At 69.8% G+C, this 24878-nt stretch carries 24 protein-coding genes; 13 read left to right on the top strand and 11 right to left on the bottom strand.

What is annotated here, in order from left to right:
- Positions 1-22: 22 nt before the first annotated feature.
- The 5 genes from lpxD (at position 23) to lpxB (ending at position 4592) form a co-directional block, all read left to right on the top strand.
- Entirely contained in the window at positions 23-1081 is a 1059-nt protein-coding gene (gene lpxD / locus JWQ05_RS14660; RefSeq protein ID WP_299659628.1) for a UDP-3-O-(3-hydroxymyristoyl)glucosamine N-acyltransferase, read from the top strand.
- A gap of 157 nt (positions 1082-1238) precedes the next feature.
- A complete protein-coding gene (gene fabZ / locus JWQ05_RS14655; protein WP_299659626.1) occupies positions 1239-1703 on the top strand; it encodes a 3-hydroxyacyl-ACP dehydratase FabZ in 465 nt (154 codons plus the stop codon).
- A complete protein-coding gene (gene lpxA / locus JWQ05_RS14650) occupies positions 1700-2509 on the top strand; it encodes an acyl-ACP--UDP-N-acetylglucosamine O-acyltransferase (protein ID WP_299659624.1) in 810 nt (269 codons plus the stop codon). The genes fabZ and lpxA overlap by 4 nt, the downstream gene beginning before the upstream one ends.
- A complete protein-coding gene (gene lpxI, locus JWQ05_RS14645; protein WP_299659622.1) occupies positions 2506-3423 on the top strand; it encodes a UDP-2,3-diacylglucosamine diphosphatase LpxI in 918 nt (305 codons plus the stop codon). Before lpxA ends, lpxI begins: the two co-directional genes overlap by 4 nt.
- The gene (gene lpxB, locus JWQ05_RS14640; RefSeq protein WP_299659620.1) at positions 3420-4592 is read left to right on the top strand and encodes a lipid-A-disaccharide synthase; all 1173 of its coding nucleotides are present in this window, start codon (positions 3420-3422) and stop codon (positions 4590-4592) included. Before lpxI ends, lpxB begins: the two co-directional genes overlap by 4 nt.
- A gap of 10 nt (positions 4593-4602) precedes the next feature.
- On the opposite strand, the gene JWQ05_RS14635 is transcribed toward lpxB, so the two are convergent.
- Together JWQ05_RS14635 and hrpB are read right to left on the bottom strand one after the other, a co-directional pair.
- Positions 4603-5052, bottom strand: a complete 450-nt coding sequence (locus tag JWQ05_RS14635; protein ID WP_299659618.1) for a DUF805 domain-containing protein — start codon at positions 5050-5052, stop codon at positions 4603-4605.
- Positions 5049-7568 carry an ATP-dependent helicase HrpB gene (gene hrpB, locus JWQ05_RS14630; RefSeq protein ID WP_299659616.1) on the bottom strand — a complete coding sequence of 840 codons (2520 nt, stop codon included), beginning with the start codon at positions 7566-7568 and terminating at the stop codon, positions 5049-5051. Before hrpB ends, JWQ05_RS14635 begins: the two co-directional genes overlap by 4 nt.
- Before the next feature lie 192 nt (positions 7569-7760).
- Here hrpB and JWQ05_RS14625 point away from each other — a divergent pair, with 192 nt between their 5' ends.
- Together JWQ05_RS14625 and mutS are read left to right on the top strand one after the other, a co-directional pair.
- Entirely contained in the window at positions 7761-8048 is a 288-nt protein-coding gene (locus JWQ05_RS14625) for a hypothetical protein (protein ID WP_299659613.1), read from the top strand.
- 259 nt (positions 8049-8307) lie between these two features.
- Positions 8308-10962 (top strand): DNA mismatch repair protein MutS, encoded by a 2655-nt coding sequence (gene mutS / locus JWQ05_RS14620; RefSeq protein WP_299659694.1) that lies wholly within the window; start codon positions 8308-8310, stop codon positions 10960-10962.
- Between the two features lie 36 nt (positions 10963-10998).
- On the opposite strand, the gene JWQ05_RS14615 is transcribed toward mutS, so the two are convergent.
- Positions 10999-11523: a TIGR02281 family clan AA aspartic protease gene (locus JWQ05_RS14615; protein WP_299659611.1), complete on the bottom strand. Its 525-nt coding sequence runs from the start codon at positions 11521-11523 to the stop codon at positions 10999-11001.
- A gap of 400 nt (positions 11524-11923) precedes the next feature.
- On the opposite strand from JWQ05_RS14615, the gene JWQ05_RS14610 reads away from it, so the two are divergent.
- From JWQ05_RS14610 to JWQ05_RS14595, 4 genes are all read left to right on the top strand, one after another.
- On the top strand, positions 11924-12619 hold the full coding sequence (locus JWQ05_RS14610; protein ID WP_299659609.1) for a 50S ribosomal protein L25/general stress protein Ctc: 696 nt from the start codon (positions 11924-11926) through the stop codon (positions 12617-12619).
- Positions 12620-12745: 126 nt separating this feature from the next.
- Positions 12746-13354: an aminoacyl-tRNA hydrolase gene (gene pth, locus JWQ05_RS14605; protein ID WP_299659607.1), complete on the top strand. Its 609-nt coding sequence runs from the start codon at positions 12746-12748 to the stop codon at positions 13352-13354.
- A 69-nt stretch (positions 13355-13423) separates the two neighbouring features.
- Positions 13424-14521 carry a redox-regulated ATPase YchF gene (ychF, locus tag JWQ05_RS14600; protein ID WP_299659605.1) on the top strand — a complete coding sequence of 366 codons (1098 nt, stop codon included), beginning with the start codon at positions 13424-13426 and terminating at the stop codon, positions 14519-14521.
- Between the two features lie 99 nt (positions 14522-14620).
- On the top strand, positions 14621-15616 hold the full coding sequence (locus tag JWQ05_RS14595) for a MaoC family dehydratase (protein ID WP_299659602.1): 996 nt from the start codon (positions 14621-14623) through the stop codon (positions 15614-15616).
- Positions 15617-15620: 4 nt separating this feature from the next.
- Here JWQ05_RS14595 and mtnA read toward each other — a convergent pair whose 3' ends face one another.
- The 5 genes from mtnA to trmD form a co-directional block, all read right to left on the bottom strand.
- Positions 15621-16718: an S-methyl-5-thioribose-1-phosphate isomerase gene (mtnA, locus tag JWQ05_RS14590; protein ID WP_299659600.1), complete on the bottom strand. Its 1098-nt coding sequence runs from the start codon at positions 16716-16718 to the stop codon at positions 15621-15623.
- 64 nt (positions 16719-16782) lie between these two features.
- Complete coding sequence (locus tag JWQ05_RS14585; protein ID WP_299659598.1) at positions 16783-16977, bottom strand: type II toxin-antitoxin system HicA family toxin; 195 nt, start codon at positions 16975-16977, stop codon at positions 16783-16785.
- Positions 16978-17088: 111 nt separating this feature from the next.
- A complete protein-coding gene (locus JWQ05_RS14580) occupies positions 17089-17310 on the bottom strand; it encodes a DUF1902 domain-containing protein (protein WP_299659595.1) in 222 nt (73 codons plus the stop codon).
- Between the two features lie 267 nt (positions 17311-17577).
- Positions 17578-18747, bottom strand: coding sequence for a phosphoserine transaminase (locus JWQ05_RS14575; RefSeq protein ID WP_299659592.1), 1170 nt, complete (start codon positions 18745-18747; stop codon positions 17578-17580).
- 129 nt (positions 18748-18876) lie between these two features.
- A complete protein-coding gene (gene trmD / locus JWQ05_RS14570; protein ID WP_299659588.1) occupies positions 18877-19587 on the bottom strand; it encodes a tRNA (guanosine(37)-N1)-methyltransferase TrmD in 711 nt (236 codons plus the stop codon).
- A 71-nt stretch (positions 19588-19658) separates the two neighbouring features.
- Between trmD and JWQ05_RS14565 the strand changes: the two genes are divergently transcribed.
- Complete coding sequence (locus JWQ05_RS14565; RefSeq protein ID WP_299659585.1) at positions 19659-20405, top strand: methyltransferase domain-containing protein; 747 nt, start codon at positions 19659-19661, stop codon at positions 20403-20405.
- A gap of 101 nt (positions 20406-20506) precedes the next feature.
- Positions 20507-22051, top strand: a complete 1545-nt coding sequence (locus JWQ05_RS14560) for a sensor domain-containing diguanylate cyclase (protein WP_299659582.1) — start codon at positions 20507-20509, stop codon at positions 22049-22051.
- Between the two features lie 40 nt (positions 22052-22091).
- On the opposite strand, the gene rimM is transcribed toward JWQ05_RS14560, so the two are convergent.
- The 3 genes from rimM to ffh all read right to left on the bottom strand — a co-directional run bounded on the left by rimM (position 22092) and on the right by ffh (position 24834).
- Complete coding sequence (gene rimM / locus JWQ05_RS14555; RefSeq protein WP_299659580.1) at positions 22092-22778, bottom strand: ribosome maturation factor RimM; 687 nt, start codon at positions 22776-22778, stop codon at positions 22092-22094.
- Positions 22779-22793: 15 nt separating this feature from the next.
- On the bottom strand, positions 22794-23156 hold the full coding sequence (gene rpsP, locus JWQ05_RS14550; RefSeq protein WP_108034162.1) for a 30S ribosomal protein S16: 363 nt from the start codon (positions 23154-23156) through the stop codon (positions 22794-22796).
- 112 nt (positions 23157-23268) lie between these two features.
- Entirely contained in the window at positions 23269-24834 is a 1566-nt protein-coding gene (gene ffh / locus JWQ05_RS14545; RefSeq protein ID WP_299659571.1) for a signal recognition particle protein, read from the bottom strand.
- Positions 24835-24878 lie beyond the last annotated feature (44 nt).

The raw sequence follows: 24878 nt of genomic DNA, 5'->3' as shown, positions 1-24878 counted from the left end.
GGAGGCGGCGCGTTGTGACAGCATGTCAGATCCGGTCTTCTTCCACGCGTCCACCACCCTCAGCCTCGGCGCCATCGCCGAGGCTGCTGGCGTTTCACTGCCCGACGGCGCCGATCCGCACGGCGTGATCTCCGGGGCCGCCCCCCTCGAGACGGCGACGCAGCACGACGTCGCCTACATGGACAATGCCCGCTACGGCGACGCGCTCGCCGCGACCCGCGCGGGCCTATGCCTCGTCTCGCCGCGCTTCGCCCCGCGTGTGCCGGCCGGCACCGTGGCGCTCGTCCTGCGCGATCCCTACCGGGCCTATGCGGGGCTGCTCGCCCGGCTGCACCCAGACGCGATGCGCCCCGGCTCGCTCTTCGGCGCCGTGGGCGCGGCGCCCGGCGCCCACATCCATCCGGAGGCCCGCCTCGAGCCCGGTGTCCACGTCGATCCCGGTGCCGTCATCGGTCCAGGCGCGGAGATCGGATCGGGTACCGTCATCGGCCCGAATGCCAGCATCGGCCCCCGTGTCCGGATCGGGCGGGACTGCGCGATCGGGGCCGGAGCGACCCTGACCCATGCGCTGCTTGGAAACCGGGTCATCATCCATCCGGGCGCCCGGCTCGGCCAGGACGGCTTCGGCTTCGCCATGGGGCCGGGTGGGCACCTGAAGGTTCCGCAGATCGGCCGCGTCATCGTCCAGGACGATGTCGAGATCGGCGCCAACACCACGATTGATCGCGGCGCCAGCCGCGATACGGTGATCGGGGAGGGCACCAAGATCGATAACCTCGTTCAGATCGCCCACAACGTCGTCATCGGACGCCACTGCGTCATCGTCTCGGGCGTCGGCATCTCCGGCTCGACGACGCTGGAGGATTATGTGGTGCTGGGCGGACAGGTCGGCGTCGTCGGCCACCTGCGCATCGGCATGGGTTCGCAGATCGCCGGCTCCTCGAACGTCAATCGCGACGTGCCCCCGGGCAGCCGCTGGGGCGGCACGCCGGCCAAGCCCGTGCGCGCCTGGTTCCGCGAGTTGACCACGTTGGCGCGCCTCGCGGAGCGCTCCACGGGCGGCGACGAGCCGAAGGGCTGAGGCACCCGCGTGCGGGCGTCGACCCTGCATGTTTCGCGAGGGCTTGCATCCGCCGGGCTTCTGCCGTCAGAAGGCGGGCTCTGTGGGATAACGAATTCTTTGGAAACGAGGCGGGGCGGCGGGGGCGTCGACGCGCTCAGTGAGGTTGATCGGATCGATGAACGACATGCCGCGTGAGCTCGGCTCGGCTGATATCCAGAAGGTCCTGGAACTGCTGCCGCACCGCTACCCCTTCCTGATGATCGACCGGATCGTCGAGATCGACGGTGACCGAAGCTGCATCGGCGTGAAGAACGTCACGATCAACGAGCCGCAGTTCACGGGGCATTTTCCCGGCCTGCCGGTCTTCCCGGGCGTCCTGCTGATCGAGGGCATGGCCCAGACGGCCGGTGCCATCTGCTGCCGTCACATCATGAGCGACAACCTGCAGACCAAGCAGGTGTTCTTCATGACCATCGACAAGTGCAAGTTTCGCAAGCCCGTCGTTCCGGGCGACACCGTCCGCTATCACATGACCAAGATCAATCACCGCCGCACCATGTGGTGGTTCCGCGGCGAGGCCCGGGTCGATGGCGTGCTGGTCGCCGAGGCCGAGATCGGTGCCATGCTGGTGACCGAGTGAGCGCGGCGGACATCCATCCGAGCGCCGTTGTCGAGGATGGTGCAACCTTGGGCGCCGGCGTCCGGATCGGTCCGTTCTGCCATGTGGGCCCGGGTGTCAGCCTGGGCGAGGCTTGCGAACTCGTCAGCCACGTGGTGGTCGCGGGTACGACCACGGTCGGGCCGCGCACGAAGCTCTATCCCTTCGCCTCCATCGGCCACCCGCCGCAGGACCTGAAGTTCAGGGGCGAGGCCTCCACCCTCACGATCGGCGCCGATTGCCTGATCCGCGAGGGCGTCACCATGAACCCGGGCACTGCAGGGGGCGGGCTCGAGACTACGGTCGGCGACAACTGCACGTTCCTGGCCAATTCGCATGTGGGCCACGATTGCCGCGTGGGAGACGGGGTCGTCTTCTCCAACAACGTCATGCTGGCCGGCCATTGCAGCGTCGGCGACTACGCGATCCTGGGTGGCGGCGCCGCCGTGATCCAGTTCGCTCGCGTCGGCGCACACGCATTCGTCGGCGGCCTGTCGGGCCTGGAGAACGACTGCATCCCCTACGGCATGGCGCTCGGCAATCGGGCCTACCTGTCGGGTCTCAACATCATCGGCCTGCAGCGGCGCGGCTTTGCCCGGGAGGACATTCACACCCTGCGTCGGGCCTACCGGCTGCTCTTTGCGAACGAGGGCACGCTCATGGAGCGTCTGGAGGACGTGGCCGCCGAGTTCGAGAGCCATCCCGCCGTGGCGGAGATCGTCGCCTTCATCCGCGCGGGCGGGAAGCGTTCGCTCTGCACCCCGCGCGAGACGCCGGGCTCCCCTTGAGCGCGAACCCGGCCCCGGTGGAGCGCACAGATCCGGAGCCGGCGGCCCTGGTGCTCGTCGCGGGCGCCGGGCGCCTGCCGGAACTCGTGGCGGCGTCCCTCGAACGATCGGGACGCCCGTTCCGGGTTCTGGCGATCCGGGGCTTTGCCGAGCGGGCCATGCGCGCCCGGGCCGAGGCCACCGTCGATCTCCTCGACATCGCCGGCATCCTGGCGATCCTCAGGGCCTGGGGGCCGGTGAGCGTGGTGCCGGCGGGCGGCGTCTCACGCCCCAATCCGGCCGCGATCCTCAACGCCGCCGCCGCCCTGCGCAATCGCGAAGCCCTCAAGGCGCTCTCCGACGGCGGCGACGACCGCCTCCTGCGCGGGGCGCTGTCTCTCTTGGAGGAAAACGGCCACGCCGTCGTCGGCGTGCACGAGGTGGCGCCCGACCTCCTGAGCCCGCTCGGTGCGATGGGACGGCATCGCCCGGACGAGGCCGCCCGCGAATCCATCGCCCAGGGGCAGGCGCTGCTCGGTGCGCTCTCGCCCTACGATGTCGGACAGGCCGCCGTGCTCGTGGGCCAGCGCGCGCTGGCCGTCGAGGGGCCGGAGGGCACCGACCGGATGCTCGCCCGCGCCCGAACCCTGGCACGCCGGCCCCTCGGCTACGGCAGCCCGCAGGCCGGGATCGTCCTGGTCAAGCTCGCCAAGGTCGGCCAGGATCTCCGGGTCGACCTCCCGGCCATCGGACCACGCACCGTCGCGAACGCGGCCGCCGCCGGCTGCGCGGGTCTTGCCGTCCAGGCGGGCTTTACCCTGATCATCGACCGCCCGGCCACCATCGCGGCGGCCGACCGAATGGGCCTCTTCCTCATCGGACTCGCCACGGAGGCGGGAACGGGATCGAGCGCGAAAACCGGGTTGAGCGTATGAGCGGGCCGCAGGCCGAGCGGACGATCTGGCTGGTGGCGGGCGAGGATTCCGGCGACCAGCTCGGGGCCAAGCTGATGCGGGGCCTCACCGAACTCTCGGATCGCCCGATCCGCTTCGGCGGGGTCGGCGGCGAGGCCATGGCCGAACAGGGCTTCCGCTCGCTGTTCCCCATCGATGACGTGGCGGTGATGGGCTACCTGCCGGTGGCCGCGCGCCTGCGCACCCTCCTGCGCCGTATTCGCCAGACCGTGCGCGACGTGGTCGAGGCCCGTCCCGACGTCCTTGTCATCATCGACAGCCCCGGCTTCACCCACGCCGTGGCGTCGCGGGTGCGCAAGCGGATGCCGCACTTGCCTATCGTCGACTACGTCTCGCCCAGCGTCTGGGCGTGGCGCCCGTGGCGGGCGGCACGGATGCGCCCGTTCATCGACCATGTGCTCGCCCTGCTACCCTTCGAGCCCGAGGCGCATCGGCGCCTGAACGGACCCGCCTGCACCTATGTCGGCCACCCGCTGATCGAGCGTCTCGCGGAACTGCGCCCCGGTCCGGCCGAGTCCGCAGCCCGCATGACCGGGCCTCCGGTGCTCGCGATCCTGCCGGGTTCGCGCCGTTCCGAGATCGAGCGGCTGATGCCGGTCTTCGGCGCCGTGCTCGCGCGATTGACCCAGCGTTTCGGCTCCATCGAGGCGGTCCTGCCGGCCGTCACACGCCATCGCGCCCTGATCGAGCGGCTGGCCCTGGCCTGGGAGGCGCCGGTCACCCTCGTTCATGGCGAGGCGGCCAAGCACGCCACCTTCCGGCGCGCGCGGGCAGCCCTCGCGGCCTCCGGCACCGTCACCCTGGAACTGGCGCTAGCCGGCGTGCCGATGGTCGTGGCCTACAAGGTCTCGCGCATCGAGGAGGCGGTGGCCCGCCGCCTTATCCAGGTCCCGACCATCGTCCTGCCGAATCTCATCCTGGGGCAGAACGCGATGCCGGAATTCATTCAGGCGGACTGCACGGCGCCCCTGCTTGCCGAGGCGCTAGCGCCGCTCATCGCCGGTGGTCCCGAACGCGACGCGCAGGTGGCCGCATTGGCGCGCATCGACAGCCTGATGCGTCTTTCCGGCGACGACGAGCCGAGCCGGAGCGCGGCCCGCATCGTCCTATCGGCCGAGCGCGCGCTCTGAACCAGCCGCGCTACCCGGTCGGATCCGAGGGTGCCGGGCCGTAGCGATTCGGGCCCGTCGTGCCGGGCCGCAGCAGCGTCTCCTTGCAGAACCAGGCGAAGTAGCCGAGCATCGTGACGACGAGGGCGGTCACCGGGACCGAATCGGTCTCGACGGCGTCCTCCAGGGGCAGCGTCGTCATGCCCTCCATCAGGACGTAGAGACCGAGCCACCAGCCTGTGCGATCCCGGTCGTGCAGCCGGCGGGTCGTCTGGGCGAGTGCCGCCAGGACGACGAGAAACGTGCTCGCGAAAGTCAGGATGCCGGGCCAGCGCAGGCCGAGGGACGCGAGCCAGATCGACAGGCAGACGAGCCCGGCGGCGGTCAGCAACAGCCGGATCACGGCGTGCCGGAAGGCGGGTGCCGAGAGCCGTCCGCGCGGGTCGAACGGAGTGAGCGCGGTGCGCACAACCCGGTTCACGTGCCCCTCGGCTTGACCCGCCGGGTCGGCGGCTCGGCCACCGGGTCTTCCGGCCAGGGGTGGCGGGGATAGCGTCCGCGCATCTCGGAGCGCACGGCGCTCCAGGAGCCGCGCCAGAAGCCCGGCAGGTCCCGGGTGATCTGGATCGGGCGCGAGGCCGGCGAGAGCAGGTGCAGAACGAGGGGGATACGCCCACCCGCAATGCTGGGGTGGCGCTCGAGGCCGAACAGTTCCTGCACCCGCACCGCGAGCACCGGGCCACCCCCGGCCTCGTAGTCGAGGGCGATGCGCGAACCGGTCGGCACCTCGACATGGGTCGGGGCCTCGGCGTCCAGGCGCGCGCGCAGGTTCCAGGGCAGAAGCGCCTGAAGGGCGCGACCGAGATCGTCGGTGGTGATCGCGTCGAGGCTCGCCCGGCCGACGATCTCGGGGGCCAGCCAATCCGTGATCGTCTCGGTCAGCTGCGCATCGGACAGGTCGGGCCAGGTCGCGGGATCGGCGGCGCGCAGGAATGTCAGGCGCGCCCGCCACTGGGCGAGAGCCGGCGTCCAGGGCAGCACCTGGGGCCCGATCTCGCCGATGCCCCGCGCCAGGATCTCGGCCGAAGCCCGGTCCCCGGGCACCGGAAGGGTGCGCTCGCCCAAGGTCAGGGCTCCGAGGCGCCGCAGCGAGCGAGCCCGCAGTGCTCGGGCGGTCTTGTCGAACACGACCTGCGTCGTCGCCGCGATCGTGTCCCCGAACAGCGCTTCGATCGCCTCCAGCGTGATCGGGGCCGCGGCCAGGATGCGGGCGGCGGCGGCCGTCCCGGTGATGTCCGCGACCACCAAGAACGGGGCGCGCGCGAGCGCCGAGGCCGGATCGACCCGCCCGGCCCGGCCGTTGACCATCACGAACTCGCCGTCGCGTCCGCGCGCCCGCGCCACGCGATCGGGGTAGGCCAGTGCCAGCAGCGGTCCGGCCTCGGCGAGGTCGACGTTCGGCCCCGCTTTTGATGAACGCGCGAAGCCTTCGGCCTGGCGCGCCCAGCCCTGCGCGAGGCGTCGCATGTCCGTCGCCCGGGGGCCACGATCCCGGACGAAGCGCTCGACGCGTTGCGTGACGTCGGCCTCGTCGCCGCCAAGGCCCCGCTCCACCAGTACCGCCGCGAGATCGGCGGCCTCGCGTGCCCGGCCCGCGCTCGCCGCACCGACGACCATCCGGGCGAGGCGCGCGGGCAGGGGGAGGGCGCGAAGCGCGCGTCCGGTCTCGGTGAGCCGCCCATCGCCATCAATGGCATCGAGGTCGCGCAGCATCGCGCGTGCTTCCGACAGGGCAGGGGCGGGCGGCGGATCGAGGAACGCGAGGGTGGACGGATCGGCGACACCCCAGGCCGCGCAATCGAGGACGAGGCCGGAGAGATCGGCGGCCAGGATTTCCGGCCGGGTGAACGGTTCCAGCGCGCTGGTTGCGGCCTCCGACCAGAGGCGGTGGCAGATGCCGGGTTCGGTGCGGCCGGCGCGCCCCCGCCGCTGGTCGACGGAGGCTCGCGAGGCGCGCGCGGTGACAAGGCGCGTCAGCCCGAGGCCCGGCTCATAGACCGGCACGCGCGACAGGCCGGAATCGACCACGATGCGCACGCCCTGGATGGTCAGCGAAGTTTCGGCGATGCTGGTGGCGAGCACGACCTTTCGCTTTCCCGGAGGAGCAGGGGAGACCGCGCGGTCCTGCTCGGCGGGCGTGAGGGCGCCGTAGAGGGGCGCGATCTCGGTGGTCTCGTCGACCCTGTCCGCGAGAAGCGTCGCGACCCGTCGGATCTCGCCCTGGCCCGGCAGGAAGGCCAGCACCGAGCCCGGGTCCGCGCGCAGGGCCCGCAGGATGGCGTCGGCCATCACGTCCTCGATGCGGCGGTTGGGATCGCGCTCCCAGTGCCGGGTCTCGACGGGATAGGCACGGCCCTCGGAGGCGACCACCGGAGCGTCGTGCAGAAGCCTGGCGACGCGGGCACCGTCCAGGGTCGCCGACATCACGAGGAGGCGCAGGTCCTCGCGCAGGGCGCCCTGGGTGTCGAGCGCCAGGGCGAGGCCGAGATCGGCGTCCAGCGAGCGCTCGTGAAACTCGTCGAACAGCACCGCGCCGATGCCCGTCAGTTCGGGGTCGTCGAGGATCATGCGGGTGAACACGCCCTCGGTGACGACCTCGATCCGGGTCCGTCCGGAAACCTTCGAGCCGAGCCGCACACGCAGGCCAATCGTCTCGCCGACGCGCTCGCCCAGCGTCGCCGCCATGCGCTCGGCCGCACCCCGCGCCGCGAGCCGACGCGGCTCAAGGAGAATGATCCGGTCGGTCGGTCCGAGCCAGGGCGCGTCGAGGAGAGCGAGGGGCACGCGGGTGGTCTTGCCCGCGCCCGGCGGGGCGACGAGCACGGCGGACGCACCGCGCGCCAGGGCTTCGCACAGGGCGGGCAGAGCGGATTCGATGGGGAGGGCGGATCCGCTCGAACGGTCCGCCGCCTCGGCGTTCAGGGATCTAGGGGCCATCGGGAGCGGTGGTGCCGCGATCCGCGGGGATCCGCAAGTCACCCCGCTTCAGCACACGTTTACGACGATTTTCCAATCCTGCCGGGCGAGCGGAGATATTCCCCCTTCTCGGCACTGTGACGTGGGAACGGATTCCCTGCGGCCGACTTGTTGGCTCGAAGCGCGACAAGCGCGCCACGGAAGATGAACCCCATGAACAAACTCGCGATTGCACTCGCGGCGAGCACCCTGCTCGGCGCCTTCGGCCTGACGTCCGCGTCGGCCGCCCCGGTGATGCCGGCTCCGGCCGTCGCCCTCGCCGGCGATCTGGCTGTCGATCAGGTGGCCTATCGTCGTCACCATGGCATGCGCCACCATCATCACCGCCGCATGCACCGCATGCCGCAGTCCCGGATGATGGGCGATCCGAACTCGCGCAACCCGTCGCAGCCGGGCTACATGCAGCGCAAGGGCACCACCTCGGGCGGCCCGCGCTACTAAAATCGATCGACCGGACCACAGGTCGACCTGACGGAGAGGGTCGGTACGCAGGGCGTGCCGGCCTTTTCTTTTGCGCGAATGGAGTGCTTCTCCACCCTTCTCCCCAGGCCAGCGTGGCGCGGCGCTGATGCCCGCCCGCCCGCTCTGTTATGCTCGCGGCATGTCACAGCGCCCCGCTCGATCGCTCGCCAAGACCGGCGCCGCCCCGTCCGATTACACGACGAGCGCCGCGATCCTCGAGACCGCCGGCGCGACGCCGATGATGGCGCAGTACATCGAGATCAAGGCCGCCAACACCGATTGCCTGCTGTTCTACCGGATGGGCGATTTCTACGAACTGTTCTTCGAGGATGCGGAGATCGCGTCCCGCGCCCTCGGCATCGTCCTGACCAAGCGCGGCAAGCATGGCGGCGCCGACATTCCGATGTGTGGCGTACCCGTGGAGCGCGCGGACGACTACCTCAGCCGCTTGATCGCGCTCGGCCACCGCGTCGCCGTCTGCGCCCAGACCGAGGACCCGGCGGAAGCCAAGAAGCGCGGGCCGAAATCCGTGGTCCGGCGCGAGGTCGTCCGCCTCGTCACCCCCGGCACCATCACGGAAGACCGCCTTCTCGATCCCGCCCGCGCCAACGTGCTGCTGGCCATCGGCCGGCGGAAGGCCGGTGAGACCTCGTCCGTGTACGGCCTCGCCGCGCTCGACATCTCCACGGGCCGCTTCTCCCTGAGCGAAGTGCCGGCGGGGGAGCTCGCCTCGGCCATCGCCCGCCACGAGCCCCGCGAGATCGTGATGTCAGAGGCGATCCATGCCGATCCCACCCTGGCCCGTCTCTGGCGCGAGGTCTCCGCACCCGTGACCCCGCTGCCCCAGGCCGAACTCGAGCCGTCCTCGGCGGAGCGGCGCCTCAAGGCGCAGTTCGGCGTCTCGACCCTCGAGGGGTTCGGCCAGTTCGGGCGCGCCGAACTCGCGGCGGCCGGCGCGGCCCTCCTCTACATCGAGCGCACGCAGATCGGCGCCCGGCCGACGCTTTCGCCCCCGACGCGGGAGAGCACCGGGTCGACCCTCGCGATCGATGCCTCGACCCGCGCCAACCTCGAACTCACCCGCACGCTGTCGGGAGAGCGCAAGGGCAGTCTGCTCGATGCCATCGACCGCACGGTCTCGGCGAGCGGGGCGCGGCTCCTGGCCGAACATCTCGCCGGACCGCTCACCGACGTCGACGCGATCCGGCGCCGCCACGCGGCCGTCGAGTTCCTCGCCGAGAACGCCCCGGCCCGCGCGGCCATGCGCGAGAACCTCGCCCGCGCGCCGGACCTCGCGCGTGCGCTCTCGCGGCTCGCGCTCGGGCGGGGCGGACCGCGCGATCTGGCGGCCCTGCGCGACGGGCTCGACGCGGCGCAGGACCTCGCGGCGCGCTGCGCCGAGCTCACCGGCCTACCCGAGGACCTGACGCGCCTCGCGACGCGCCTTGCGGCGGTGGACGCGGACCTCGTGGCCGAGCTGCGCGCGGCACTCGCCGACGATCTTCCGCTGAAGCGGCAGGACGGCGGTTTCGTTCGAGCCGGCTACGACGCCGAGATCGACGAATGCCGCGTGCTCGGCCAGGATTCCCGCAAGGTCGTCGCCGCCCTGCAGGCGCGCTACGCCGAGGAGACCGGCTGTCGCACCCTGCGGATCAAGCACAACAACATGCTCGGCTACTACATCGAGGTGCCGCAGGGGGTAGGCGAGGCCTGCCTCAAGGGCGTGTTGCGCGAGACCTTCATCCATCGCCAGACCATGGTCGACGCGATGCGCTTCACCAGCGTCGAACTGGGCCAGCTGGAGAGCCGGATCTCCGGTGCGTCCGACCGTGCGCTCGCGCTGGAGAGCGCGGTGTTCGATGCCCTCGCAGGCCGCATCCTGGCGCAAGCCGCGGCGATCGCCGAGGTCGCGGAGGCATTGGCCGGCCTCGATGTCGCCGCCTCGCACGCGGAGCTCGCCGTCGAGCGCGATTGGCGCCGGCCGGTGGTGGACGAGAGCTATGCCTTCGTCGTCGAGGGCGGACGCCATCCCGTGGTCGAGGCCGCACTCCGGCACTCGGGCGAGCCCTTCATCGCCAACGATTGCGACCTCTCCGGCGACGGGCGCGGGCGCATCCGCCTCGTCACCGGCCCGAACATGGGCGGCAAGTCGACCTTCCTGCGCCAGAACGCGCTGATCGCCGTGCTGGCGCAGGTCGGCGCCTTCGTGCCCGCCACCCGCGTCCGGCTCGGTCTGGTCGATCGCCTGTTCTCCCGGGTCGGCGCCGCCGACGACCTCGCGCGAGGCCAATCCACCTTCATGGTCGAGATGGTCGAGACCGCCGCGATCCTGAATCAGGCATCGCGTCGCTCGCTGGTCATCCTCGACGAGATCGGGCGTGGCACCGCAACCTTCGACGGCCTCTCCATCGCCTGGGCCTGCCTCGAACACCTGCACGAGCAGAACGGATGCCGCGCCCTGTTCGCCACCCATTTCCATGAGTTGACGGCCCTCGGGCAACGGCTGTCGCACCTCGACAACGCGACCCTGCGGGTGGCCGAGCACAAGGGCGAGGTGGTGTTCCTGCACGAGGTGGTGCCTGGAGTCGCCGAGCGCTCCTACGGCCTGCAGGTGGCGCGTCTCGCGGGTCTGCCGGCCGGCGTGATCGTGCGTGCGGGCGCGATTCTCAAACACCTGGAAAAAGCCGAGCGCGACCGGCCCTCGAAGCCGCGCATCGACGATCTGCCGCTCTTTGCCAATCTCAGCCCACCGCCGATGCCCGAGCCCGTAGCCGAGGCGATAGACGACGAACTGCGCCTCGCACTCGATGCCGTCGACCCGGATTCGCTGACGCCGCGCGAGGCGCTGGAGGCTCTGTATCGCCTGAAGGCGGTGAACGCTGACAGGGCCTGAGGCACCATCCGGCGGATACGGCAGGCCGTCCGGAGTTCATCCCCGCAGCGTGAGCCGCCCGCCGTTCATGTTGAACTCCGAGAGCCGCTTCAGGAACGACATGCCGAGCAGGCTCGTCGACAACCGCCCGCGCGGCATCACCATGCCGTCGACTCCCTCGACCACGATGTTGCCCACCCGCATCGACGGAACCCGGATGCGGGCGACCATGACGGTGCCGTTGGCCGTCTGGACCGGAATCCGGAAATCGCTTTCGTTCACACGCAGGCCGGCCCGCTCCGCGTCCTCGTAGGTGAAGGCGCAGTTCGTGGCGCCTGTGTCGACCAGCATGCGCAACCGCCGCCCGTCGATCACCGCGTCGGTGGCGAAGTGGCCTTGGGGATTGGCATACAGGGTCTCGGTGTTGGGCTGCATCGGCGGACGCGGCGCCAGATTGTCGGCCGAAAGCTTGGTCACGGCCGCCGCCGCGGGCGTCGAGCGATCGAAACGCTCCGCGAGGCCGATGGCCCAGATCGCCGCCGCCGTCGTCACCCCGAACGCCCACACGATCGGCCGCGTCATCGATCTCACCCGTCCCAAAGGATGTCAGGTTAGGATCGCCAGGGTGAACGAAACGTCGGCGTCTTGGTCGATTTTCTCGCGCAACGCGGGAGACCGGCAGCGACGGTTGCGAATTCCCTAATGCGGTAGGCATCCCTCTCCGTGGCGGTGCGAGGGATATGCCCTCTCGTGGAAGGTGGCGCGCAACGCGCGGTGAGATCTGTTTCCTTTGTACGCCCGGTGGAGCGCGGACACTTGTGGCCGCCGACACTTGCGGGCGCGGACACATCCGCGTATGTGCGGCACCAGCGCCCGCCAGACACCCTTGGAGGCACGGGCGCTTCGGGGATCGGGGCATGGCCGTCCGTTTTGGGCGGCCTTTCGCGTTTCCCCGGGTTTTCATCTTCAAAAGGATCACGCCATGAGCGCAGTCAAGACGCTTGAGGCCGTGGCACGCGACCGGGTCGGCAAGGGGGCCGCCCGGGCCGTTCGTCGCCAGGGTCAAGTTCCCGCCGTCATCTACGGAGGCGGTCAGGCCCCGCAATCCATCGCCATCGACCTCATCCGCACGCGGACGCTGATCTACGCCGGTGGTTTCAAGACCACCCTGTTCGAGATCAATGCCGGCGGCAAGAAGACCCGCGCGATCCCGCGCGACTTCCACCTCGATCCGGTGACCGGCGTTCCGATCCACGTCGACTTCCTGCGCGTCGTCGCCGGCCAGTCGATCGTCGTCGAGGTGCCCGTGCACTTCGTGAACGAGGACGCGGCCCCCGGCATCAAGCAGAACGGCGGCACCCTCAACATCGTGTCCCACACGCTGGCCCTCGAAGTCGCGCCCGACGCGATCCCGGACGCCATCGAGATCGACCTCACCGGACGCCAGATCGGCGATGCCATCCACATCACGGATGTGAAGCTGCCCGCCAACGCCACCTTCACGGGTGAGCCGGACGCCACGGTCGCCAACATCGTGCCGCCGACCGTGCTCGGCGCCGAGGTCGAGGCCGAGGAGGCCGCGATCGCCGAGGCGCAGTCCGCCGAGGCCGCCGAGGAGAAGGCCGAGGAAGAAAAGGCCGAGGACGAGGCCGCCGAAGACGAGAAGAAGGAAGATTGAGGCCAGGGCGAGAGCCCGGTTTCACGCCATCCAGGCAGATGCCCCGGCCATCAGGCCGGGGCATCTCCGTTTCGGGGGATGCCTTCGCATCGCCCATGAAGGTTTCTGTCAGGATCGATTCGCGCCATGCGCCTGATCGTCGGACTCGGCAATCCCGGCCCCCGCTACGCGAAGAACCGGCACAACATCGGCTTCCTCGCGCTGGACGAGATCGCGCGCGTGCACCGCGCCGGGCCGTGGCGGCGCAAGTTCCAGGGTGAGATCGCCGAGGTCACGCTCGGGCCCGAGCGGGCCATCCTCCTGAAGCCGCTGACATTCATGAACGAATCCGGCCGCGCCGTGCAGGAGGCGCAGCGCTTCTACAAGATCGCCCTGGCCGACGTGATCGTGCTGCACGACGAACTCGATCTCGCGCCGGCCAAGCTCCGCGTCAAAACCGGTGGCGGCAATGCGGGCCATAACGGATTGCGTTCGATCACGGCGCAATGCGGAAACGATTACAGGCGGGTGCGCCTCGGCATCGGCCATCCGGGCGACAAGGCCCTGGTCCACGCCTACGTCCTCAACGACTTCGGCAAGGGCGAGGAGGCCTGGGTCGACGATCTCTGCCGGGGGATCGCCGATCACGCGCCGCTGCTGGCGGCGGGCGAGGATGCGAGCTTCCAGAACAAGGTGCATCTCGCCATGGCGGGGCGGGGCTGGGACGACGTCAAGCAGGTCAACGCCCGCGATTGACCGCGGCGGTGACATCGGATTTCACGCGCGCTGACCTCAACAGCGGCCTCGCGAACAGACAGGTGACCCATGGGCTTCAAATGCGGCATCGTCGGCCTGCCGAACGTCGGTAAGTCGACCCTCTTCAACGCGCTGACGCAGACGGCGGCCGCGCAGGCGGCGAACTATCCGTTCTGCACCATCGAGCCGAACGTCGGCGAGGTGGCGGTGCCGGACCCGCGCCTCGACGATCTGGCGAAGATCGCCGCGTCGAAGGAAATCATCCCGACCCGGCTGACCTTCGTCGACATCGCCGGCCTCGTGCGCGGCGCCTCGAAGGGCGAGGGCCTCGGCAATCAGTTCCTCGCCAACATCCGTGAGGTCGATGCCATCGCGCACGTGGTGCGCTGCTTCACCGATGGCGACGTGACCCATGTCGAGGGCAAGGTCGACCCGGCCGCCGATATCGAGACCATCGAGACCGAGCTGATGCTCGCCGACCTCGACAGCCTGGAAAAGCGCGTCATCGCCTTGGAGAAGAAGGCCAAGGGCGCCGACAAGGAGGCCAAGGAGGCCCTCGATCTCGTGAACCGCGCCCTGCCGTTGCTACGCGAGGGCAAGCCGGCGCGCCTCGTGCAGCGCAAGGCCGACGAGGAGAAGCTGTTCCAGAGCCTGGGCCTGATGACGGCGAAGCCCGTCCTCTACGTCTGCAACGTCGACGAGGGGGATGCCGACAAGGGCAACGCCTATTCGGACGCGGTGATGGCGCAGTCCAAGGCCGAGGGCGCCAAGGCCGTGGTCGTATCCGCCAAGATCGAGAGCGAGATCGCCGTGATGCCGCCGGCCGACCAGGGCGATTTCCTCGAAGCCGTCGGCCTCGTCGAGCCGGGCCTGAACCGGGTGATCCGCGCCGGCTACGAACTCCTCGGCCTCATCACCTACTTCACGGTGGGCCCCAAGGAAGCGCGCGCCTGGACCATCGAGAAGGGCACCCGGGCCCCCGCCGCCGCTGGCGTGATCCACACGGATTTCGAGAAGGGCTTCATCCGGGCCGAGACCATCGCCTTCAACGACTACACGACGCTGAAGGGCGAGAGCGGCGCCAAGGAGGCCGGAAAGTTCCGCCTCGAGGGCAAGGAATACGTGGTTCAGGACGGCGACGTGCTCCACTTCCGCTTCGCCAACTGAGCCGCGCCGCGCCACCTAGACGATCCTACCGGTGCCGAGACCTACGGCACCGGTCTCGCTTTGTCTCTGCGAGAAACATCTCCGGCGGAAAGGACCCGCATGACCGGCATCGCCTTCGAGGATTTCACTCCCGGTTCGATGATCGAGGGCGGGCCGCTGACGGTGACGGAGGCCGAGATCGTCGCTTTTGCGGCGGAGTTCGACCCGCAGCCGTTTCACCTCGACGCCGAGGCGGCCAAGGCGACCTTCGTCGGGCAGCTGATCGGCTCCGGTTGGCAGACGGCCGGCTTCGGCATGCGCCTCGCGCAGAAGCACGTCTTCCGGGGTGCGACCTCGATGGGGTCCCCCGGAATCCAGGAATTGCGCTGGCTGCGGCCGGTCCTGCCTGGCGATACCTTGAGCATCTCGGTCAAGGTGGAGACCTGCCGGGCCTCCAACACCAAGCCGGATCGCGGGTTCGTCACCTTCGCCATGACGGTGCTGAACGGCGCCGGCAAGACGGTGATGACGCAAGCCTTCACGGTGATGTTCGCCCGGCGCGGGACGACTCCGCTGCCACCGCGCGTGGTGGCGCCGGCCGATGACGAACCCCTCGTCGAGGCCGAAGATTCCGAGCCGCTGCACTTCCTCGAATCGGCGCCGCTCGGCACCACGCGCGATCTCGGCCGGCATCGCTTCACGCCGGACGCCATCGTCGCCTTCGCACGGGCGTACGATCCGCAGGCCTTCCACCTCGATCCGGAAGCCGCCCGCGAGACGCATTTCGGTGCCCTGTGCGCCTCGGGCTGGCACACCGCCGCCGCCTGGATGAAGCGCCTGCACATCACGCGGGAACGCGACATCGCTCACACGGCGAAATCCGGTCCCGTGCCGCAGCTCGGCCCCTCGCCGGGCTTTCGCGACATGCGCTGGCTGGTGCCGGTCTATGCCGGCGACACCATCCGCTACACCTGCACGCTGACGGACAAGCGCGCCACCGCCTCGCGCCCCGGCTGGGGGCTCGCCACCCACCAGAACACCGGCGTCAACCAGCGCGGCCAGACGGTCTTCACGTTCACCGGTTCGGTGTTCTGGCAGTGGGCGCCCGAGGCGTAAGGTTTCAAGCCGCCCTGCGACGCTCCGGATAGAGCGACAGCAGCCCCTCGGCATCGGCGGATGCCACACCGCGCTCGGTGATGATGCCGGTGACGAGGCGGGCCGGCGTCACGTCGAAGGCGGGGTTGGCGACCGGGCTGCCGGGCGAGACGACCTCGATCGTGGCAAAGCCCCCATCGGCGAGGCGTCCGGTCAGGTGGGTGACCTCGCGGCCGTCACGCTCCTCGATCGGGATCTCGGCGACGCCGTCGTTCAGGGTCCAATCGATCGTCGAGAAGGGCAGGGCGGCGTAGAACGGCACGCGGTTGTCGGTGGCCGCCAGCGCCTTCAGGTAGGTGCCGATCTTGTTGCAGACGTCACCGGAGGCCGTCGTGCGGTCGGAGCCGACGATGCAGACGTCGATGGCCCCGTGCTGCATCAGGTGCCCGCCGGCATTGTCGGCGATCACCGTGTGGGGCACGCCGTGCGCGTTGAGCTCGAAGGCGGTGAGCGCCGCGCCCTGGTTCCGCGGGCGGGTCTCGTCCACGTAGACGTGGACGGGCATCCCGGCATCGTGGGCCACGTAGATCGGCGCGAGCGCCGTGCCCCAATCCACCGTTGCGAGCCAGCCGGCGTTGCAATGGGTCAGGACGTTGACGGTCCGCCCCGTCTTGCGGTGCAGGTCGCTCAGGATCCGAGCCCCGTGGACGCCGATGGCGTGGCAGCTTTCCACGTCCTCCTCGGCGATGCGGCCGGCCTCCGCGTAGGCGAAGCCGGCGCGTTCCGCCTCCGGCACCGTGCGGAGCTTGGCCGCGACCCGGTCGAGGGCCCAGCGCAGGTTGATCGCGGTGGGTCGCGTGGCGGCGAGCGTCGCCACCGCCCGGTCGAGGCCGGCCTCGGATGCGTCGTCGCGCAGCCCGAGCGCCAGCCCATAGGCCGCCGTGACGCCGATCAGCGGCGCACCGCGCACCACCATGGTTCGGATCGCCACCGCCGCGTCGTCGAGGGTGACGAGCGTCTTCAGCTCGAAGGCGAAAGGCAGCCGCGTCTGGTCGATCACCGCCACGGAGGCCCCGTCCTCGGCGGGGAAGATGGTGCGGTAGGGCTTGCCGTCGATCTTCATGCCGCGCGTCCGGATGCTCGTGGGGGCTTCGAGGCCGGAAGGCCTCCGCGTCCCCGCGTTTACGTCAGAACGCCTTGGCGAGGCCAGCCTGCTTTAGGACGCCGTTGGCTGTGTGGCGTGACTTGATGGCATTGTCGACGACCACCTTTCGTCCGGTCTCATCGTGACGCCAGATCTCGTGATCGCCTCGACCGCTGCGCCAGAATACGTACCCACTTTTCCGCAACAGCTTCTTCAGGTCTGGAGTAAAGTCCGTCACGCGCTAACCTGCACTCCAAACAATCCTGAGATGTTCACGATCGTAGGAACATATTTCAAGTTTTGACACCGTTTCTTGATTTATCCTGCGGCGGTCCGAGTGTCTTGGATCTCAGGCAGCCTCGACCCGCACCCGATCGTGCGCATAGGCGATGAGGTCGAGCTCGATTTCGCTATCCTCGTCAATGAGATCGCGAACCATGCCGGGCAGCTTCGCGCGTAAGACGTCGAGGGTCGGCGCCTCCGTGACGAGGCCTGGGATGTCGGTTTCCTGCACGAACCAGACGCCGGCATCCGGGTCCCAGGAGCAGCGAATGACGGCGTGACGAAGCATCGTACAACTCCTGAATCGTGTCTTCAGGATCACCGGGCAACCGCTTCGTGGCAAGCCTGTCAGAACCGTGCTGCCCGTACCCGGTGCATCCTGGGGAATTTCGCCATCTGCGCCCGTCTCCACCCCGTGTCCAGTAACTGAACGCCGATCGCATCGGGCCGGCGCACCCGGAGCGCGTCGAGTTCGCGTTTCTCAACGCCGATCTCTGCGCGCTTCGGCTTGGGGTTAGGAATCGTGAGCGGCAACCTTGAGTTCAAGACCGACGCCTCAGGCCGCCCTGGCGAGCTTGGCCTTCTCGGTGGCGAAGGCCCAGTCGAGCCACGGAGTCAGGGCCTCGAGATCGGCGCGCTCCACCGTGCCGCCGCACCAGATGCGCAGGCCGGCGGGCGCGTCGCGATAGGCGCCGATATCGTAGGCGATGCCCTCGGCGTCGAGGTTGTCCGCAATGCCCTTGGCGACCGCGCCCACGGCGGCGTCACCCCGGGCGAGCACGTCCGGATCGGTGATCACGAGGCAGACGCCGGTGTTGCTGTAGGTGCCGTCATCGGCAGCCAGGTGCCCGATCCAGGGGGTGCGTGCCACCCAGTCGTGGATCACCTTCGCGTTGACGTCGGCGCGCGCATGCAACGCGGGCAGGCCGCCGATGCCCTGCGCCCATTTCAGCGTGTCGAGGTAGTCCTCCACCGCGAGCATCGAGGGCGTGTTGATGGTGTCGCCCTTGAAGATACCCTCGATGAGCTTGCCGTCCTTGGCCATGCGGAAGACCTTCGGCACGGGCCAGGCCGGGACGTTGCCCTCGATGCGCGCCACGGCGCGGGGCGAGAGCACGATCATGCCGTGCGCGGCCTCGCCGCCCATCACCTTCTGCCAGGAGAAGGTGACGACATCGAGCTTCTCCCAATCCAGCGGCATCGCGAAGGCGGCCGAGGTGGCGTCGCAGAGGGTGACGCCCTCGCGGTCTGCCGCGATCCAGTCGGCGTTCGGCACGCGCACGCCCGCCGCCGTCCCGTTCCAGGTGAAGATCACGTCGTTGTGCTGCGTGTCGACCGCCGAGAGGTCGGGCAGCACGCCGTATTCGCCCACATGGATGCGCGGCGAAATCTTGAGTTCCTTCAGGGCGTCGGTGACCCATTCCAGGCCGAACGCCTCCCAGGCCACGACCTCGACGGTCTTCGGGCCGAGCATCGACCACATCGCCATCTCGACCGCGCCGGTATCGGAGGCCGGCACGATGCCAATCCGGTAATCGGCCGGCACCTGCAGCACGCTGCGGGTGAGGTCGATGGCTTCCTTGAGCTTGGCCTTGCCGATGGCCGAACGGTGCGAGCGGCCCAGCGCCGCTCCCTCCAGGGCCTGCAGGCTCCAGCCCGGGCGCTTGGTGCAGGGGCCGGACGAAAAATACGGCACGCGGGGGCGCGTGGCGGGTCGGTTGGTCACGTGACGTCATCCTTACAGATGAGAGCTCCTCGTCGGGGAGGAGTATCCCGAAGACGCCAATGAACCCGCCATTGCCAAGACGCAAGCAGCCGCGCCCCCGCAGCGGATCAATCCGCACGCGAAGCGCGGTCAGCCCTCGTTCCTGCGCAGCAGATCCGGCCGGCGCTCGCGGGTGAGGCGCAGGGCCTCCGCCCGGCGCCACGCCGCGATGGCGCCGTGATTGCCGCCGGTGAGCACGTCGGGAATCGCCCGGCCCTCCCAGTCGCGGGGCCGCGTGTAGTGCGGATATTCGAGCTGGCCGGTCTCGAAGCTCTCCTCCTCGCCGGAGGCGACCTTGCCCATCACGCCCGGCAGGAGGCGGATGCAGGCATCGAGGAGCACCAGTGCGGCGATCTCGCCGCCGGACAGGATGTAGTCGCCGATCGATACCTCCTCGAGACCACGGCCCGCGATGACGCGTTCGTCCACCCCCTCGAAACGGCCGCAGACGACGACGATTCCCGGTCCCTCGCTCAAGCGCCGGACGCGGGCCTGGGTCAGGGGTTGTCCGCGCGGGCTCATGAGAAGGCGCGGGCGGGGATCGTCAGGGCCCGAGGCGGCGTCGATGGCGGCCCCCAGCACATCGCAGCGCAGGACCATGCCGGCGCCGCCGCCCGCCGGCGTGTCGTCCACCGCGCGATGGCGGCCGAGGCCATGCTCGCGGATATCGCGGGCCTCCAGCCCCCAGGTGCCGCGCGCCAGGGCATCCCCCGAGAGCGAGAGCCCGAGCGGGCCCGGAAACATCTCCGGGTAGAGGGTGAGGATGGTGGCGTTCCAGGTCGGCGGCGTCGCGGTGGTCATGGCGCTTGATGGCGTGCCGCACGCTGCGCGGTCAACGTGGCACCGATGGGCCGGCGGGCTGTTGTCCCGGCATGATCCGCTCCTGGCTGCCCCTCGTCTGCATCCTGATGCTCGCGCCCGCCACGGCGGCCGAGCCCCTCGCCCCGCCCGGTGCGCCGGCCGAGGCCTTCCCGAAGCCCGACCGGCCGGTGGCCGAGATCGTCGCGCCGCTCTGGGCCTCGGAGAAGCAGCGCGATTCGGTGGACGAGGTCGGGCAGGTCGCGCGGCTGATGCGGTTGTCCCCCGGCGAAAGCATCGCCGATCTCGGCGCCGGCAGCGGCTACTACACCGTGAGGCTCGCCGAGCGTGTCGGGCCGGAGGGCCGGGTCTTTGCCGAGGACGTGACGCCGCGCTACCTTGCCGGTCTCGAAACCCGGATCGCGAAGCTGGGGCTCGCCAACGTCACGGTGGTTCGGGGCGAGCCGCACGACCCCCGTCTGCAGCGGGGCTCCCTCGACGCCGCCGTGCTGGTCCACATGTACCACGAGATCGCCCAGCCCTTCGGCCTGCTCCACAACCTCGCCGCCGCGATGAAGCCCGGCGGACGCGTCGGCATCGTCGATGCCGACGACGTGCCGGCCCGCCACGGCACGCCGCCGGCGCTACTCGCCTGCGAACTCGCCGCCGCCGGCTACCGCCCCACCGGCTTCACCACCCTCGACGGAGGGGTTGGCTACCTCGCGACCTTCGAGGCGCCGGCACCCGACGCGCGGCCGGCGCCGGGTTCGATTCGGCCTTGCCGGGACGAGACCACGCGCGGCGCGGCGCGCATGCGTTAGGTTGTGAGGGTCGCACCAATATCGCCTCGACGTGCAAGCGTCGCTTAGGGATTGGCGTGTGACGAATGCCGTGGGGTCCTCGAATGACGGCACGGCTCACCATGCGTCTGCCACCTCGACTCGACCGATGGCTCCGTTCGGCGCGCACCTGGATCGTCCTCGGTGTGCTGGCGCCCATCGGCATGCTCGTGATCTCGGGGCTGATGCTGCTCGACCTGCGCAACGACGCCTGGGCGACGGCCACCCAGACCTCCCGCAACCTGCTCCAGGTGATCGAGCGCGATGTCGCCCGCAACATGGAGATCATCGATCTTTCCCTGCGCGCCGTCATCGACAACCTGTCGGCCCCGGGGATCGCCGAGATCAGTCCGGAACTGCGCCAACTCGTCCTGTTCGATCGCGCCGCCACCGCCACGGACATGGGCGTGATGCTCGTCGTCGACGAGCACGGCGATACGATCATCGAATCGAACGCGATGCCTGCCCGCACGCTCAACAACGCCGACCGGGATTACTTCCAGGCCCATGCGAAGCGCGCCGATCTCGGGCTCGTCATCAGCCGGCCGATCGTCTCCCGCCTCCTGGGCGTTCCCGTGGTGGTTCTCAGCCGGCGCATCGACAAGCCGGATGGCAGCTTCGGCGGTGTCGTGTCCGCGTCGCTGAAGCTGTCCTACTTCAGCCGGCTGTTCGAGAATATCGCGCTTGGGACGAGCGGCGCGATCAACCTCTACCTGAGTGACGGGACGCGCCTGATGCGCCACCCGAGCGTCGAGGCGGACATCGGTGCGAACATCGCCGGCGCCCCCACGTTCGAGCGATTCCGGCGCGACGGAAGCGGCCTGTTCGTGGGGGATTCCGTGCGTGACGGTGTCCGGCGCCTCTACGCCTTCACGGGCGTCGGCACGCTGCCTCTCATCCTCAACGTCGCGCTTGCCACACACGAGATCGAAGCCGAATGGCGCACGAAGGCGCTTGTCATCGGGTTGACGGTGCTGGCCCTGTGCGGACTCACGATCAGCTTGTCGCTCCTGTTCGGACGCGAATTGCGCCAGCGTGCCCTGATGCAGGTCGAACTGTCCCGCCTGTCGCTGACCGACGCCCTCACGGGCCTTCCGAACCGACGCCGTTTCGAGGCGGAGATGGCCCGTGCCTGGAATGGCCCGTCCGATCCGGCACGTCCCCGCGCCCTGCTCGTCATCGATGCCGATCACTTCAAGGCCGTCAACGACCGGCACGGCCATTCGGTCGGCGACACGGTGCTGATCGGGCTGGCGCGCTGCCTGACGGCGAGCGTCCACCGCCCGGACGATCTCGTCTGCCGTGTCGGTGGCGAGGAGTTCGTGATGCTCCTCCCCGAGACGGACGAGGCCGGGGCACGGCGCATCGCCGACAAGGTCCATGCGGAGGTCGCAAAGCTGGCCGTCGTCCCAGCGGGCATCCGTCCCGGGGCGATCACGGTGAGCATCGGGCTTGCGAGCACCGGGCCTTGGGCCAGCGATTCCGCCGGTCCGTCCGACCTGTACCGGCACGCCGACGCCGCGCTCTACGAGGCAAAGGCCGCTGGGCGAAATCAGACCCGGTCGGCGCCGCGCGGTAGCGAAGCGACGGGGCATGAGGCAGGTTGGCACCCGATCGGGGCCACCTGAGTGCGGCTGGCGCGGATGAACGTTCGAGCGCCGCCTGCGCTCAGATCGGCTCGTCGGGCGGGCGCGGTCCGGCCGGCGCAAAAAGGTCTTCCGGCGGATCGACCACGATCCGTCCCTCGGCGATCTGCAGCGTCGGCACAAAGGTCTTGGTGAAGGGCAGGAGCGCGGTGGCACCGCCGAGCGCCGGCTTGATCTCCAGGAGATCGCCGCCGCCGTAATTCGGCACGTCCGCGACGGTGCCGAGCACGACGCCTGCCGTATCGATCACGGTCAGGCCAACGAGATCGGCGGTGAAGAACTCGTCCTCGTCCGCAGCGATGCCGAGGCGTTCGCGCGGCAGGTAGAGGGCGAGGCGGTTCAACGCCTCGGCGCCGGTCCGGTCCGCCACGCCCTTCACGCGCACGACGAGCAGGTCCGCAGACGCCCCGCCGGCCCGGCGCAGGTCGGTCAGCTCGACCCGGCGCCCGTCGCCGCCGATCAACGGCCCGTAGGCTCCGATGGCCTGCGGATCGCCGGTGTAGGATTTCAGGCGGACTTCACCGTTGAGGCCGTGGGCCCGTCCGAACTCGCCCATCCGGACGAGGCTCGGGTCTGTCTCGGGCAGGGCGATGTCGACGTCCAGCTTCGGCCGGTGGGCCGAGGTGGCCGCCTCGCTGCCGATGCGGCCGGGCCGCGCACGGCGGCCGCCGTCACCGTGGGGTGTGTTGCCTCCGGGACGGCGAGCCATGCGCGGACCTCAGCCTCAGGCCGCGGCGTCTTCGGCCGGGGCGGCGGCCTTCTCGGCGCGCTTGGCGGCGCGCTCCTTGGCCTTCTCGCCCGGCTCGGCCTTCTGCGGGTTGTTGCGCGCCGGACGCTTGGCGAGGCCGGCGGCATCGAGGAAGCGCAGCACGCGATCGGTGGGCTGGGCGCCCTTGGCGAGCCAGGCCTGGATCTTGTCGGCCTCGAGAACGATACGGGCCGGATCATCCTTCGGCTTCATGGGATCGTAGACGCCGACCTTGTCGATGAAGCGGCCATCGCGGGGGGCGCGGGCGTCGGCGACGACGATGCGGTAGTACGGGCGCTTCTTGGCGCCACCACGGGTGAGACGGATCTTGAGGGACATGGTTTCTCCTGAGAGGGGGTAGGTGCTTCGTCTGAGGCGACCGATGGGCAGTGATGAGCGGAGGCGGGTTGTGTCGTCCCCTTCGCTCGTCGCTGCCCACCGGCGCCCCGGGTTACTTCTTCTTCCCGAACGGGAAGCCGCCGAGGCCGGGCAGGCCGCCCGGACCCTTCGGTCCTCCAAGACCGGGCAGGCCTGGCATCTTGGCCCCGAGGCCCGGAGGCATCGGGGGGAGCTTGCCGCCGAGTTGCTTCTGCATGTCGGCGATCATCTCCGGCGTCGGCTCCGCCATTCCGGGGGGCAGGCCGGGCATGCCGCTCATCCCGCCGCCGCCTGCGCCCATGCCGAACATCGAGCCGAGGGCCTGCCCGATGCCGCGCTTGCCCGAGCCCATGGCCTTCATCATGTCGGCCATGGTCCGGTGCATCTTGAGGAGCTTGTTGAGCTCCTCCACCTTCGTCCCCGAGCCCGCAGCGATGCGCTTCTTGCGGGAATTCTTGAGGATGTCGGGATTCTTTCGCTCCTGCGCGGTCATCGACGAGATGATGGCGCGCTGGCGCTTGAACATGTTCTCGTCGAGGTTCGCGCTCTCGACCTGCTTCTTCATCTGGCCCATGCCCGGCAGCATGCCCATCAGGCCGCCGATGCCGCCCATCTTCTCCATCTGGGCGAGCTGCATCGACAGGTCGTCGAGGTCGAACTTGCCCTTGCGCATCTTCTCCGCGGTGCGGAGCGCCTGCTCGTGGTCGATGGTCTCGGCCGCCTTCTCGACGAGGCTGACGATGTCGCCCATGCCGAGGATGCGGTTGGCGACGCGCGAGGGATGGAACTCCTCCAGCGCGTCGACCTTCTCGCCCGTGCCCACGAGCTTGATCGGCTTGCCGGTCACGGCGCGCATGGAGAGCGCCGCGCCACCGCGCGAATCGCCGTCCATCCGGGTCAGCACGATGCCGGTGACGCCGAGCCGCTCGTCGAAGGCTCGGGCGGTGTTGACCGCGTCCTGACCCGTGAGCGCGTCGGCCACGAGGAGCACCTCGTGCGGGTTGGTGGCGGCCTTGACCTCGGCCGCCTCCGCCATCAGCGCTTCGTCGAGGGTGATGCGGCCGGCCGTGTCGAGCATGACCACGTCGAAGCCGCCGAGGCGCGCCGCGTCCATGGCGCGCCGGGCGATCTGCACCGCCGACTGCCCCGCCACGATGGGCAGGCACTCGACCTCGACCTGCTTGGCGAGGATCGCGAGTTGCTCCATCGCCGCCGGGCGGCGGGTGTCGAGGGAGGCCAGCAGCACCCGGCGCTTGTCGCGCGACACCAGCCGGCGGGCGATCTTGGCGGTGGTGGTGGTCTTGCCCGAGCCCTGCAGGCCGACCATCAGGATGGCGACGGGCGCCGGCGCATTGAGGTCGATGACCTCGGCATCCGAGCCCAGCATCTCGACGAGCTGGTCATGGACGATCTTGACGACCATCTGGCCGGGCGTCACCGACTTGACGACATTCGCCCCGACCGCGCGGGTGCGCGTCTTGTCGATGAAGGAGCGCACGACCTCGAGCGCGACGTCGGCCTCGAGCAGGGCGCGACGCACCTCGCGCAGGGCGGCGTTGACGTCCTCTTCGGTCAGCGCGCCGCGGCGCGTGAGCGTATCGAGGATACCGGAGAGGCGTTCCGACAGGCCTTCGAACATGCTGATCCTACTCGCCGCCGCCCGAGGCCATCACGCGACGGACC

It is taken from the genome of Methylobacterium sp., assembly GCF_028290105.1.
In the GTDB taxonomy this organism is placed as follows: domain Bacteria; phylum Pseudomonadota; class Alphaproteobacteria; order Rhizobiales; family Beijerinckiaceae; genus Methylobacterium.
The sequence above is the reverse complement of the archived record's forward strand: the minus strand, read 5'-3'. Positions and strand labels throughout refer to the sequence as shown.